The 13,205-nt window shown below is 68.1% G+C and carries 10 protein-coding genes; 4 read left to right on the top strand and 6 right to left on the bottom strand.

Annotated elements, in window-relative coordinates; genetic code table 11:
• The first annotated feature begins 17 nt into the window (after positions 1–17).
• Together M2650_RS13915 and M2650_RS13910 are read left to right on the top strand one after the other, a co-directional pair.
• Positions 18–1,049: a glycosyltransferase gene (locus M2650_RS13915; protein ID WP_249475520.1), complete on the top strand. Its 1,032-nt coding sequence runs from the start codon at positions 18–20 to the stop codon at positions 1,047–1,049.
• A 24-nt stretch (positions 1,050–1,073) separates the two neighbouring features.
• On the top strand, positions 1,074–2,894 hold the full coding sequence (locus M2650_RS13910; RefSeq protein WP_249475517.1) for a glycosyltransferase family 2 protein: 1,821 nt from the start codon (positions 1,074–1,076) through the stop codon (positions 2,892–2,894).
• Positions 2,895–2,952: 58 nt separating this feature from the next.
• On the opposite strand, the gene M2650_RS13905 is transcribed toward M2650_RS13910, so the two are convergent.
• From M2650_RS13905 to M2650_RS13890, 4 genes are read right to left on the bottom strand one after another with little or no spacing between them, the layout of a single operon-like run.
• Positions 2,953–3,987: a glycosyltransferase gene (locus M2650_RS13905; RefSeq protein ID WP_249475514.1), complete on the bottom strand. Its 1,035-nt coding sequence runs from the start codon at positions 3,985–3,987 to the stop codon at positions 2,953–2,955.
• A 15-nt stretch (positions 3,988–4,002) separates the two neighbouring features.
• A complete protein-coding gene (locus tag M2650_RS13900) occupies positions 4,003–4,386 on the bottom strand; it encodes an STAS domain-containing protein (protein WP_249475512.1) in 384 nt (127 codons plus the stop codon).
• A 15-nt stretch (positions 4,387–4,401) separates the two neighbouring features.
• On the bottom strand, positions 4,402–4,824 hold the full coding sequence (locus M2650_RS13895; protein WP_249475677.1) for an ATP-binding protein: 423 nt from the start codon (positions 4,822–4,824) through the stop codon (positions 4,402–4,404).
• Between the two features lie 2 nt (positions 4,825–4,826).
• Positions 4,827–6,827, bottom strand: coding sequence for a SpoIIE family protein phosphatase (locus M2650_RS13890; protein WP_249475509.1), 2,001 nt, complete (start codon positions 6,825–6,827; stop codon positions 4,827–4,829).
• Positions 6,828–7,161: 334 nt separating this feature from the next.
• On the opposite strand from M2650_RS13890, the gene aceE reads away from it, so the two are divergent.
• Together aceE and M2650_RS13880 are read left to right on the top strand one after the other, a co-directional pair.
• The gene (gene aceE, locus M2650_RS13885; RefSeq protein ID WP_249475507.1) at positions 7,162–9,852 is read left to right on the top strand and encodes a pyruvate dehydrogenase (acetyl-transferring), homodimeric type; all 2,691 of its coding nucleotides are present in this window, start codon (positions 7,162–7,164) and stop codon (positions 9,850–9,852) included.
• A gap of 367 nt (positions 9,853–10,219) precedes the next feature.
• Positions 10,220–10,525 (top strand): hypothetical protein, encoded by a 306-nt coding sequence (locus tag M2650_RS13880; RefSeq protein ID WP_249475505.1) that lies wholly within the window; start codon positions 10,220–10,222, stop codon positions 10,523–10,525.
• Between the two features lie 84 nt (positions 10,526–10,609).
• Here the strand turns inward: M2650_RS13880 and M2650_RS13875 are convergent, their stop codons facing one another.
• Together M2650_RS13875 and M2650_RS13870 are read right to left on the bottom strand one after the other, a co-directional pair.
• A complete protein-coding gene (locus M2650_RS13875) occupies positions 10,610–11,470 on the bottom strand; it encodes an AraC family transcriptional regulator (protein WP_249475504.1) in 861 nt (286 codons plus the stop codon).
• A gap of 163 nt (positions 11,471–11,633) precedes the next feature.
• Positions 11,634–13,202 (bottom strand): alpha-amylase family glycosyl hydrolase, encoded by a 1,569-nt coding sequence (locus M2650_RS13870; RefSeq protein ID WP_249475502.1) that lies wholly within the window; start codon positions 13,200–13,202, stop codon positions 11,634–11,636.
• Positions 13,203–13,205: the final 3 nt, after the last annotated feature.

Genomic DNA, 13,205 nt, shown 5'->3' with positions numbered 1-13,205 from the left:
CCGCGATCCGCGAGCGCATGAACACCCCCCGACACGCGATGCAGCACGATCTGGCCGCCGGCAGCGCGGCCGATGCGTCGCGCGCGCCGGCGGTCACGATCCTGGTGATCGCGTACCGCATGCCGCATACCGTCGCCGAAGCCGTGCGGTCGGCGCTGGCGCAGACGCTGCCTTGCGAAATCATCGTTTCCGACGACAGCTCGGGCGACGGCACTTTCGCCGCAGCCCAGGAAGCGGTGCGCGGCTACGACGGCCCGCATCGCGTCAGCGTGCGCAGCACGCAGCGCAACCTGGGCTTGTGCGCGCACCTGATGGAACTGGCCGCGATCGCCGGCGGCGAGATCCTGGTGTTCCAGTCCGGCGACGACGTCGCCTATCCGCATCGCGCCCTGACCTTGCGGGACAGCTTCGTCGAGCATCCTGCGCTGCAGGCGGTCGGCTCGGCCGTGGACGATATCGACGCTAACGGCAACGTCATGGACAAAGGCGTGCGCGGCCTGCCCGAGCGGCTCGACCAGCGCTGGTTCCTGTGCCGCGGCAAGCTGCAGACCGTGCTCGGCGCGTCGATGGCGGTGCGCCGCGAACTGCTGACCGCATTGCCGCCGCTGCAGGGCGTGGTCGAGGACAACATGCTCAGCTTGCGCGCCGCGCTGATCGGCGAGTGCCGCTGCCTGCCGCAGGCGCTGCTCGGCTATCGGCGCCACGGCAACAACCTCAACGATTGGATGTTCGACCGCAGCGGCAACGGCTTCGAGATCTACGAGCGCCGCAACCGGCGGGTGCTGGCCATGTACCGCGACGTCGCCGCCGACCAGGAACGCTGTGTCGCCGCGCTTCCCGACCTGCCCGGGGAGCGCCGCGAGCTGGGCCTGAGCATCGCGCAGATGTACCGGCTCGAGGCCGACATGCGCGAAGCGCTGATCGAAAAGCCGCGCGCGCAGTGGCTGGGTCCGCTGTGGCGCGGCTTTCGCCATCCCGGACTGCGCCGCAAGAGCTTCGAGCGCGCCTTCAAGCTGCTGCTGCCGCGACGCTGGTTCGGGCGCGGCTGATCGCCAGAACCGCGAAAGACGACTATGGCGACCGACGAAAACCCGCCCGGATGGAAGCGCAGGCTGCGCGATTGGGACGCCGCGCGCCGCCGCCGCCGCCGCGGCGAGCTGACCTATCCGGAATGGGCGGCGCGCTACGACACGCTGGACGACGCCGACCTGCCCGCGCTGCGCGAACGCAGGCGGCGCCTGCGCGCCGAACCGCTGATCTCCGTGCTGATGCCGGTGTACAACCCGCGGCCGCAATGGCTGCGAGAAGCGTTGGATTCGGTGCGCGCGCAACTCTACGAGCGCTGGCAGCTGTGCGTCGCCGACGACCGGTCCACCGATCCTGAGGTGCGCCGCATCCTGTCCGAGTACGCCGCGCTCGATCCGCGCATCCGCGTCGCCTTCCGCGAAAGCAACGGCCACATCTCGGCCGCATCGAATTCTGCGCTGGAAATGGCCGAAGGCGAATACGCCGCGCTGCTGGACCACGACGACCTGCTGCCGCGGCATGCGCTGCTCTGCGTCGCCGAAACCATCGACCGTTTTCCCGACGCCGCCGTGATCTATTCCGACGAGGACAAGATCGACGCCGATGGCCAGCGCTGCGGCGCCTATTTCAAGCCGGATTGGAATCCTGAACTGTTCCGCGGCTACAACCTGATCTCGCACCTGGGCGTCTACCGCACGGGGCTGATACGCGCGGCCGGCGGTTTCCGCGTGGGCTACGAGGGCGCGCAGGATTACGACCTGGCCCTGCGCTGCATCGAAAGCGTGGAAGCGCAGCGGATCGTGCACATCCCGCAGGTGCTCTACCACTGGCGCATCCACGAGGCGAGCACCGCGGGCGGCAACGCCACCAAGCCTTACGCGCTCGACGCCGGCCGCCGCGCGCTGCAGGAACACCTGGCGCGCAACGCGCTGGAAGCCGAGGTCGTCCCGCACTCGGCCGGGTGGTACCAGGTCGACTACGCGCTCGCGCATCCGACGCCGGCGGTCACGGTGATCGTGGTCGACGACGGCGATGCAGGAGCCCTGCAGCGTTGCGTCGACAGCCTGCTCGCGCATGACGATTACGGCTTGTGCGAATGGATCGTCGCTTCGCGCAGCGACCGGCCTGCGCTGCCCGAGCGCTGGTCGCATGCGGGCGTGCGGCGGATCGCATCGCCGCGGGCCGCTACACCGGCCGCACTGCGTAACGCCGCGGCGCATGCGGCCGGCGCAGACATCCTGGTGTTCGTGGACAGCCGCTGCGAAATCGCCGAGCCCGGCTGGCTCGGCAAGCTGGTGTCGTTCGCCGCGCGTCCGGGCACGGGCGCGGTCGCGCCGAAACGGGTTACGCCGGAAGGCCGCATCGCCGGCGGCGGCGTGCTGCTGGGCCTGCACGACGGTGTCGGCCTGCTCGGCCGCGGCGCCCGTGCGGACGAGATCGGCTACTACGGCCGCACCCGCCTGTCGCAGAACCTCAGCGCGCTCGACGACGGCTGCATCGCCATTGCCCGCAGCGCCTTCGAACGCGTCGGCGGCTATCCGCAGGACTACCGCAGCGCGCAGGGGGCCGCGGTCGCGTTATGCCTGCGCCTGCAGGACGCTGGTCTGCGCAATGTCTGGGTGCCTTCGCTGCACGTGCGCAGCCACCCGCCGACGCGATGGGCGGCGTGGCGGCAACGACAGCGCATCCGAAGCGATCTGGCGCGCCTGCGTTCGGCCTGGCCCGAATGGATGTCGCGCGATCCGGCCTACAACCCCAACCTCACCGCGGCGCGCGACAACTTCACGCTGGCCAATCCGCCGCGCATCGACAACCGAAACCCGTGGTTCGCAGCCCGGGTGGCGCCGAAGGCGATACCCGGAGATTGAGCCGAGATAGACCTCCGGGATCGCGCGGTCCCGGGTATCGCCTTCGGCGCCACCCGGGCTACAGGCGGAATCGGGGTCCGGCGATCGGCGGCTCTTTGCGCGCGCGGCGCAGTTTGCGGATGAAGCGGCTCTGCAGACGCAATGCGTTGATCGCCGTCGACCCGCGCCAAGGCGGCGCCGCAGCGCGCGATTGCCACACGCTGCGCAACAACGGTCCGTAGCCGCGTCCCGCTTCGGCCTGCTCCAACGCGTGCAGCATCGCCGCCGCGCGGCCGTCGCGGTCGAAGGCGCTGCCGGCCAGCGCGCGCAGCAGGGCGCGCCGTTCTTCCAGCCAGACCCGATTGCGGCTCGGCGGCGCCTGCGCCGCGTCCTTGCCGAGCGGCGAGAACGCGGCATCGTGGCGGCGGAACTGCACCAGCGCTTCGTCTAGATACGCCACGCCGCCGCGCGCCGATGCGCACATCGCCAGCCACCAATCGTGGAACAGTCCGGGCGGGAACGGCCGCGCCGCTTCGAACAGCGCGCGCCGCACGATCAGCGCGTGGCCGGAGACCGAGTTGGAAAACACGAACCGCATCGGCTCGCGCCCGGACATCATGGTCAGGTCCGAAGAAATGCCGCGACCGCTGGGCCGGCCGCCGTCGTCGATGTATTCCGAATCGCAATAAGCCAGGTCGGCATCGCCGATGCAGGCCAGCAGCTGGGCCAGCTTGTCGGGATGCCAGCGGTCGTCCTGGTCGCAGGGCGCGACGAACTCGCCGCCGCCCAACGACATCGCGCGCTCGAAACTGCGCAGCGGGCCCAGGTTTTCCGGATTGACGTGCACCTGCAGCCGCGGATCGCGCGCCGCGGCCTCGCGCAGCAGCGCCACGCTGCCGTCGCGCGAGCCGTCGTCGACCGCGATCACTTCCAGGTCCACGCCGCGCTGCGCCAGCACCGTGTCCAACTGCTCGCGCAGGTGCTTTTCGCCGTTGTAGACGCAAAGCGCCACGGACACGCGCGGAGGTTGCGGGGGGTGGGTGCTCATCGCCGGTTCGCTGCTGCGGGTGCGCACATCGTAGCGAAAGCCGGTGTGGCCGGCCTGCGACGGCATGAACGGCCTTGGCCTTCAGTCGTCGTCCTCGCCGCGCAGCACCTTCTGCTGCATCGCGTCCAGATAGGCGTCGGCTTCGGCGACCGAAGCGAATACCTCGTTCATCGGCACCGCCTTGACGATGTCGAATACCTTGGCGATCTGCGGCTGCGGATTGGCCACCACCACCTTGCCGCCGCGCGCGGCCAGCGCCTTGCGCGCCTTGAATACCGAGCGCACGCCGGCCGAACTGATGTATTCCAGTCCGCCCAAGTCCAGCACCAGCGAACGGATGTCCGAGGCCAGCACCGGCGCCAGCCGCCGATCCAGTTCGTCGTAGCTGTGCGTGTCCAGGCGCCCGGCCAGCGCCACGCGCTGGCTGTCGCCGCGCGGCGGGTCGATGCGGATCTGCAGGTCCATGGCGGTCTCCGGTGGTCAGCGCCCGTGGGCGGGGTCGCGCAGCGTCACGCGCAGCACGTTATAGGGTTCTTCGCGCGCATAGCTCAGGCTGTGCGCCAGCTCGCGCACCAGATGCAGGCCCAGGCCGCCGATCGGACGCGCATCGATATCGCCGTCGAGCGCGGGCGCCGGCGCGGACAGCGGATCGAAGGGGCGGCCGTCGTCGCGGAATTCCAGCGCCAGCGCGCCGGGCCGGCGATCGATTTCGACCACCACTTCGCCGCTGCAGTCTTCTGGGTAACCGTGACCGACGCTGTTGCCCGCCACTTCTTCGGCGATCAGCCGCACGTCGTCGCGCAGCACGCGGTCGATGCCGTGCGCCAGCAAGGCCGCATCGATCGTATCGGCCAGCTCGCGCAAGCGCTCGCGCCGGTTCGGGATGGCGATCCGCAGATGCATGCTCAAGCGACCTCCGCCGTCGTCGCCGACAAGCTTAGCGCCAGCACGGTCAGGTCGTCCGATTGCGGTGCGCCACCGGCGAAAGCGTGCGCGGCGGCGACCACGCAGGCGCACAAGCGGGCCGGATCCGTGCATTCGCGCACGTGCTGCAGCAGCCTTTCGCTGCCGAAGGCCTGCTGCTGCGCATCGAAGGCCTCGGTGATGCCGTCGGTATAGGCGACCAGCGCGTCGCCCGGCTGCAGCAGGCCGTGCCAGACCTCGTAAACCGCATCGGTTTCGATGCCCAGCGGCGGCCCCGACGCCAGCGCGACGAATTCCGCGCTGCCGTCGGCGCGACGCAGCAGCGGCGGTTCGTGCCCGGCGCTGGCCATCGACCATTCGCCGCTGTCGAGCAGGACGCAGCCGCACAGCACGGTCGCGAACATGCAGGCGTCGTTGTTCGCGGCCAGGCGCATGCCCGCCTCGCGCAGCGCCTGCGCCGGCGTCGCGGCGCGGCCGGCGGCGATCTCCAGCACGGTGATGCTGCGCGCCATGAACAGCGCGGCAGGCACGCCCTTGTCGGACACATCGCCGATCGCGAACCACAAGGCGTCGTCGCGCTCGAACAGGCAGTAGAAATCGCCGCCCACCGCCTTGGCCGGCTCCAGCAGCGCCTGCGCCCGCAGGCTGCGGCCGCCGTGCGTCACGGCGCGGTCGTGCGGCAGCATCGCCAGCTGGATCTCGCGCGCGATCGACAACTCGCTGTCCAATTTCTGCCGGGCCATCGCCATCTGTTCGATCTGCGCCATCTGCGCCTTGATCGAACCGCGCGCATGGTCGAAGGCGCGCGCCATCAGCCCGACTTCGTCGCGGCGCGCCGTGTGCGGCAGCGGCCGGTCGAACTCGCCGGCGTCGAAGTGCCGCGCCGAATCGGTCAGCGACGCCAGCGGCCCGGTGATGCGCCGCGCGACCAGCTGCAACAGCAGCAACATCAATGCGATCGCGACGAGGCCGCCGATCAGCACCTGGCGCGCGGTCCGTTTCAGGCCGGCCAGCACGTAGCTTTCCGACACGGACAGGCCCAAGGTCCAGCCGCTGTCGCCGACCGGGCGCACCAGCGTCATGCGATTGCCGCCGTTGCGCGGGTCGAAGTATTCCAGTTCCCCATCGCGGCGCGCGCGGACCGCGTCGAGCAGCGGCTGCAGGACGCGGTACGCCGGTTGCCGCGCTTGGCCGTCCAGGCTCGCAGCCATTTCCAGCGCCGCTTGCGGGTGCAGCACGTACTGGCGCTCGGGGCTGAGCAGCATGCGCTGGATCGCATCGTCCGTCGCCGATGCGCCGACCAGGTCGCGAAGCCGCTGCACCGGCACGTCCAGGCTGACCATGCCGACCGGTGCGCCGCCGGGCGTGCGCCGCAGCGGCAGGTTGTAGGTGACGAAATACTGGCCGCCGGTCGCGTTGTTGCGATAAGGCTCCGACCACCACGCTTTGCCGCCGCCGACGGTGCGCGGCCACCACGGCTGATCGTGGTAGTCGTAGCCTTCGTAGCGCATCGGCTGCACGTAATAGCTATCGCCGTCGCGGCGCACGTACCAGCTGTGCTCGGGATCGGCGTCCGCCAACGCGCCCGGTTCGAGGATCAGCATGGCGCCGGCGATGTCCGGATCGCCTTCGACGGCGGCGCGCAGCACGGCGTCGAGTTCGCGCGGCGCGTAGCCGATGCCGCGCACGCTGGCCGCCAGCGTCTGCGCGCTGACGGTCACCGATCCCAACGTCGCCTGCAGCGTGCGCGCGCCTTGCTCGGCCAGGCTGCGGATTTCGTGCCGCGATTGCGCCACTAGCAGTTCGCGGGCATTGGCATAGATCAGCCAGGTGCCGGCCAGCAGCAGCGCGGCGGCGCCCAGGCTCGTCCACAGCAATAGCCGCGTGCGCAGGCTGCGGTGCCAGCGCACGCCGTCGTCGGCGATGCCATGCGCGGCATCCGTCTGCGCGTCGGCCGCCGATCCTTCGCTGTGCTGCGCCACCGGATTCCCTCAGGCCAGCCCCCGTTCCGCAGCATCCCGCCGCCGCCTCCATCGCGCAAGCGCCGCCGCGGCAAACTGAGGCGCCGTTCTCTTGGCCTGAAAAAAAGCGAGTCCGGCCGCTCTTCGTAGGAGCGGCTTTAGCCGCGAGCTTTTGCCAGGCGCTCACAGCCGTCAAAAAGCTCGCGGCTAAAGCCGCTCCTACAAAAGCAGAAAGACCCGGATAAAAAAGATCGATAAATAACCCGGGTCAAATTATTTCGTCCTTTGCCCCTGTTAGACTCCCAGCTCTAAACGACCCCAAAAACGCGGCCCAGCGCCGCAGCGGAGCGCATCGATGAACTGGCTCGAACAAATCCTGCAGAACGATCCCGACCCGGCCGAAACCCAAGAGTGGATCGAGTCGATCAAGGCCGTCATCGACGCCGAAGGCCCCGAGCGCGCGCATCAGCTGCTCGAGAACATGGTCGAACTCACGCGCCGCGCCGGTGCGCATCTGCCGTTCGCGCCGACCACCGAATACATCAACACCATTCCCGCGCACCTGGAGCCGAAAGCGCCGGGCGACGCGACGATGGAATGGCGCATCCGCTCGATCATCCGCTGGAACGCGATGGCGATGGTCGTGCGCGCTAACCGCAAGCCCGGCGATCTGGGCGGCCACATCGCCAGCTTCGCTTCGTCGGCGACGCTGTACGACGTCGGCTTCAACCATTTCTGGCGCGCGCCGACGGATCAATTCCCCGGCGACCTGCTGTATGTGCAAGGCCACAGCTCGCCTGGCATCTATGCGCGCGCCTTCCTGGAAGGCCGGATCAGCGAATCGCAGCTGGACAACTTCCGCATGGAAGTCGACGGCCGCGGCATCAGCAGCTATCCGCATCCGTGGCTGATGCCCGATTTCTGGCAGACGCCGACCGTGTCGATGGGCTTGGGCCCGATCGCAGCGATCTATCAGGCGCGCAACTGGAAATACCTGGAAGGCCGCGGCCTGATGCCCAAATCCGACCGCAAGGTCTGGTGTTTCCTAGGCGACGGCGAAACCGACGAGCCCGAATCGCTCGGCGCGATTTCCGTCGCCGGCCGCGAAGGCTTGGACAACCTGGTCTTCGTCATCAACTGCAACCTGCAGCGCCTCGACGGCCCGGTGCGCGGCAACGGCAAGATCATCCAGGAACTGGAAGGCGCGTTCCGCGGCGCCGGCTGGAACGTGATCAAGACCGTTTGGGGCAGCTACTGGGATCCGCTGCTCGCCAAGGACCATCAGGGCATGCTCAAGCGCCTGATGATGGAAACCGTCGACGGCGAATACCAGAACTGCAAGGCCTTCGGCGGCGCCTACACGCGCGAGCATTTCTTCGGCAAATACCCCGAAACGCTGGCGATGGTCGCCAATCTTTCCGACGACGACATCTGGCGCCTGAACCGCGGCGGCCACGATCCGCACAAGGTGTATGCGGCTTACCAGAACGCCGTCGACACCAAGGGCCAGCCGACCGTCATCCTCGCCAAGACGGTGAAGGGCTACGGCATGGGCGCGGCTGGCGAGGCGCTCAATCCCACCCACCAGACCAAGAAGCTCGACGACGAGGCGGTGCGCGCGTTCCGCGACCGTTTCAAGATTGCGATCCCGGACGAGCAACTGAAGGACGGCAACGTGCCGTTCTTCCACCCCGGCGAGAAATCGCCGGAAGTCGAATACCTGATGGAGCGCCGCCGCGCGCTCGGCGGCTTCCTGCCGCAGCGCCGCCGCAAGAGCAAGGAATCGCTCACCGCGCCCAAGCTGGAAGTGTTCGATCGCCTGCTCAAGTCCACCGGCGACCGCGAGATCAGCACCACCATGGCCTTCGTGCAATCGCTCAGCATCGTGCTGCGCGACAAGCAGGTCGGCCCGCGCTGCGTGCCGATCGTGGCCGACGAAGCGCGTACCTTCGGCATGGAAGGCATGTTCCGCCAGCTGGGCATCTATGCGCCGCAGGGGCAGAAGTACAAGCCGGTCGATGCCGACCAATTGATGTACTACCGCGAAGACGCCGCAGGCCAAGTGTTGGAAGAAGGCATCACCGAAGCCGGCGCCTTCGCCAGCTGGATGGCCGCGGCCACCAGCTACAGCACCAACGATCTGCCGATGCTGCCGTTCTACATCTACTACTCGATGTTCGGTTTCCAGCGCATCGGCGACGCCGCCTGGCAAGCCGCCGACATGCGCGCGCGCGGCTTCCTGCTCGGCGCCACCGCCGGCCGCACCACCCTCAACGGCGAAGGCCTGCAGCACGAAGACGGCCATTCGCACCTGCTGGCCGGCGCGATTCCCAATTGCCGCGCCTACGACCCGACCTTCGGCTACGAAGTGGCGGTGATCCTGCAACACGGCATGCACCGCATGCTCGACGAGCAGCAGGACGAGTACTACTACCTCACCCTGATGAACGAGAACTACGCCCACCCGGACATGCCCGAGGGCGCGGCCGACGGCATCATCAAGGGCATGTACCTGCTGAAGGACGCCGGCAAGCCGAAGAAGGGCGAACTGCGCGTGCAACTGCTGGGCAGCGGCACCATCCTGCGCGAAGCGATCGCCGCGGCGGAACTGCTGGACAAGGATTTCGGCGTCACCGCCGACATCTGGTCCTGCCCCAGCTTCACCGAACTGCGCCGCGACGGCTACGACGCCGAACGCCACAACCGCTTCAACCCGGAAGCGAAGTCGCCGCGCAAGCCTTACGTCACCGAACTGCTGGAAGGCCGCCAGGGCCCGGCGATCGCCGCCACCGATTACGTCCGCGCCTTCGCCGACCAGATCCGCGCCTTCGTGCCGATGCATTACACGGTGCTGGGCACGGACGGCTTCGGCCGCTCGGATACCCGTGCCAATCTGCGCCGGCATTTCGAGGTGGATCGTTTCCACATCGCGCATGCGGCCATCGCCGCGTTGGCGGCGGAAGGGAAGATGACGGCTAAGGATGTGGCGCGGGCGATCAAGCAGTACAAGATCGACGTCGACAAACCGAATCCGGTAACGGTGTAGTGCTGTTTCCTCTCCCCTTGCGGGGTGAAGGGGCATGCTTGCGAAGCGCAGCTTCGCATGCCCCTGCACGCCCTCGCGTAAGCGAGGGCCGGGGCGCGGAGCGGGATGCCCGAAGGGCAGGGGAGGGGTGCGTGAGCGAAGCGAGCGTGCTTCTCGCTTTGAGGCCGTCATTCCCGCGAAGGCGGGAACCCAGTGACTTTCGCTCTTATCGGAAAGCCGGCCCCTCTCCCTGGCCTTCGGCCTGTCCCTCTCCCGCAAGCGGGAGAGGGCAAAGCTTTAGCCCTCTCCCGCTTGCGGGAGAGGGTTGGGTGAGGGCACGCGCAACCCCAAGCTAGCATCGCTCGCCACAAGAAAGGCCCCGAACATCATGCTCCACGTAACTTGGTACGAAGCCGGCAAACCCGACCCCAACATCCCCGCGCCGCCCTGGGCCCGCGTCTTCGGCATCGCCAACGACGGCACCGTCTACGCCCCCGCCGCGCTGACCGGCGACGAAGGCGCCACCCTCGAAAAGGCCGCCGCCGAAGGCATCGCTGCGGCCATGAAAAACGAACACGCCTTCCTGCCGATACCGTGGCTGCTGCGCGCCTATCCCTACGAATTCGAAGTGATCCGCGTCTGCCGCATCATCGACGGCTTCGCCCGCGAACTGCGCCCGCATCGCCCTTCGTAAAACGCATCGGTCGCTGCTCTTCGTAGGAGCGGCTTCAGCCGCGAGCTCTTCGCTTCACAGCGGTTCGCCATGATCCACCGATCATCACGCCGATTGCGGCGGTACACGACCCGCATCCCGATATTCCTTCGGTGTCATCCCGAAGCGGCGATGGAACAGCTCGCCGAAATGCGACGGCGTGGAAAAACCCAACGCGTAGGCGATCGCAGCCACGGTCTGCTCGCTGTCGAGCAATCGCTGGCTGGCCAGGTGCAGACGATGGGTGCGCACGTAATCGCTCCAGGTCATCCCGATCTGCTGCTTGAAGCGGCGGCTGAAATAGGCCGGCGCCAGCGCACACAAGGCCGCGGCCGCTTCGGCGCTGGGCGCGTGCGCCGGGTCGCGGCGCAGCCGCTCGATCGCCGGGCGCAGGCGGTCCAGCGCATCGGCGTCGGCGGTCAACTTATGTCCAGCGATCGCCGGCGCGCGCACCGCGGCGCGCAGCAGCAATTCGACCAGCGTCGCAGCGAGCGGATCGGCGCCGCCCAATTCGGTCAGCCAATCCGCGAGCACCGCGATGCGACGCTGCAACGCGCGGCCGGGCCGGGCGCAGAACGCGTGCGCCAGGCGCTCCAGTCCCGGCGCTTGCGCCAGCGTCTCGCCGGCGGTGGCGTCGATCTGCACCAGCAGCCAGTCGCGCGGGCCTGGCGCCAGCGCGTAGTCGTGCTGGCGCATCGACGGCACGAAGGCGATGCTGCCGCCGGCCAGCGCGTAACGCCGCCCTTCGGCGACGAAATCGCCGGCGACCTTGCCGAACAGCACCAGCTCGTGCACGTCGTGGTAATGCGGAAACGGCTCGCTGGCGCCGGCCTCCGCGCCCTGCCGCACGCGCTCGACGCGGATCCGCGCGCCCGGGCGCAGTTCCACCGGCTCGCAGATCGGGCGTTCCAGATGCGGCACGTTCATTTCGTATTTGTAGGAGCGGCTTCAGCCGCGAGCTCTTGATCGTGCGCAAGGATAGCGGGCGAACTCGTAGATCGAGCGTTCCAGAAGCGGCGCATTCATCTTTTTGTGGGAGCGGCTTCAGCCGCGAGCTCTCGACCGTGCGCAGGATAGCGCGCCTAGCGTTTCAGGGCGTGCCAAGCACCCGCACCGCCAGCGGCTGCAGCCGCAACTGCGCCGCGTCGACCATGCCGCCATCGAGCAGGTCGGTCCACGTAGCACCAGCGAGCGTCGCGTCCAAGTCCGGTTTCGCCGTAGTCGTCCCCAGATTGACCAACAGCAAGCTGCGCGCAGCGCCGGATTCGCGCAGTACGCAGATCACTGGCGAATCGTCGCCGCAGACGATGCGTTGCGTGCCGTTGCGCAATTCCGGCCGCGTCCGCCGCAGCGCCAGCAGTTGGCGATACCAAGCGTGCAGCGAGCCGGCTTGGCCTTCTTCCTGCACGGAAACGCCGTCGCCGGAGCGGTTGTAACGCTGGTTCCACCAAGGCTTATCGCTCTTGTACCAAATCGCCGAACCCGGCGCGTCGAGGTCCGCGTTCCAGCGCATCGCCTCGCGCAGCGGGATGTGCGCCGAGTCGGACATCGTGCCCTTGCGGGTGACCCCGCGCATGCCCAGCTCCTGGCCGTAGTAGAGCAGCGGTTCGCCCTTCAGCAGCAGCGCCAACGCCGCGCCGGCGCGCGCACGGGCGGAATCGCCGCCGATCAGCGACATGAAGCGGTCGGTGTCGTGATTCTCCAGGAACACGATCTGGCCCTTGCCCGCCGGCGTGATCTCGGCGGTCTTGCGCAAAGCCTCCACGATCTCGCGCTTGTCGAGCTTGGTCAGCGCGCCGCGCAGGGGAAACGCGAACACCAGATCGGCATTGCCGCGCGCCAGCCAATCCTGGCCGTAACCCCAGTCGCTCTGCTCGGCGATGATGCGGAAACCGGGGCGGCGCGCCTTCAAGGCCTTGAAGATCGGCGTCCAGAACCCGGCGAACAGATTCTTCGCCAGGCCCTTGTTGTCCAGATCGTCCATCATGTGGTCGATGCGGAAACCGTCGACGCCGTCGCGGCCGCTGCCGTCGCCGTGCGGGTCTGCCCAGAACAGCAGCGTCTTTTCGAAATAGCGCTTCACTGCCGGCCGGTTCATGTCGACCATGGCGATGCCGATCCAGCGGCCGTCGTAGCCTTCCCATCGCGCCTGGTTGAGGAACGGTTCCGCTTCGTTGTGCTGCGGATCGCGCCACAGCAGATAGTCGGCGAACTCGGCCTGCGGCTTGCCCAGCGATTGCGTCCACCAGGGATGGCCCTCGGCCACGTACTGGATTTCCTGGTCCAGGTACACCTTCAGCCCGCGCACATGCGCGGCGCGGACGAAGGCGAAGTAGTCGTCCATCGTGCCGTACTTGGGTTCGATGGTTTCGAAATCGGTCGCGAAATAGTTGTGGTAGAACGGCGAGGGCTGCAGCGGCGTCAGCAGCAGCGAGGTGACGCCGAGGTCGCGCAGATAATCGAGTTTTTCGGTCAGGCCTTTCAGGTCGCCGATGCGGTCGCCGTCGGCATCGCGGAAGCTGCGCAGGAACAGGTGGTAGAACACTTCCTCGCCCGCCTGCGCGCGCGCCGGCGTGGGCGTCGCGGCCTGCGCGAGCGGGGCGATGAACGCCAGCGCCGCCGGTAGTATCCATCCGGCCAGGATCTTTGCGATGTTCATGCG

The organism is Luteimonas galliterrae (assembly GCF_023374055.1).
Classification (GTDB): Bacteria; Pseudomonadota; Gammaproteobacteria; order Xanthomonadales; family Xanthomonadaceae; genus Luteimonas_C; species Luteimonas_C galliterrae.
The sequence above is the reverse complement of the archived record's forward strand: the minus strand, read 5'-3'. Positions and strand labels throughout refer to the sequence as shown.

What these genes read in the sequence shown, in the direction of transcription:
- aceE (WP_249475507.1), top strand. Translation starts at nt 7,162, where the DNA reads ATGAACTGGCTCGAACAAATCCTGCAGAACGATCCCGACCCGGCCGAA.
- M2650_RS13900 (WP_249475512.1), bottom strand. Translation starts at nt 4,386, where the DNA reads ATGGACCTGCAGATCCGCATCGACCCGCCGCGCGGCGACAGCCAGCGC.
- M2650_RS13910 (WP_249475517.1), top strand. Translation starts at nt 1,074, where the DNA reads ATGGCGACCGACGAAAACCCGCCCGGATGGAAGCGCAGGCTGCGCGAT.
- M2650_RS13870 (WP_249475502.1), bottom strand. Translation starts at nt 13,202, where the DNA reads ATGAACATCGCAAAGATCCTGGCCGGATGGATACTACCGGCGGCGCTG.
- M2650_RS13895 (WP_249475677.1), bottom strand. Translation starts at nt 4,824, where the DNA reads ATGCATCTGCGGATCGCCATCCCGAACCGGCGCGAGCGCTTGCGCGAG.
- M2650_RS13915 (WP_249475520.1), top strand. Translation starts at nt 18, where the DNA reads ATGAACACCCCCCGACACGCGATGCAGCACGATCTGGCCGCCGGCAGC.
- M2650_RS13875 (WP_249475504.1), bottom strand. Translation starts at nt 11,470, where the DNA reads ATGAACGTGCCGCATCTGGAACGCCCGATCTGCGAGCCGGTGGAACTG.
- M2650_RS13880 (WP_249475505.1), top strand. Translation starts at nt 10,220, where the DNA reads ATGCTCCACGTAACTTGGTACGAAGCCGGCAAACCCGACCCCAACATC.
- M2650_RS13905 (WP_249475514.1), bottom strand. Translation starts at nt 3,987, where the DNA reads ATGCCGTCGCAGGCCGGCCACACCGGCTTTCGCTACGATGTGCGCACC.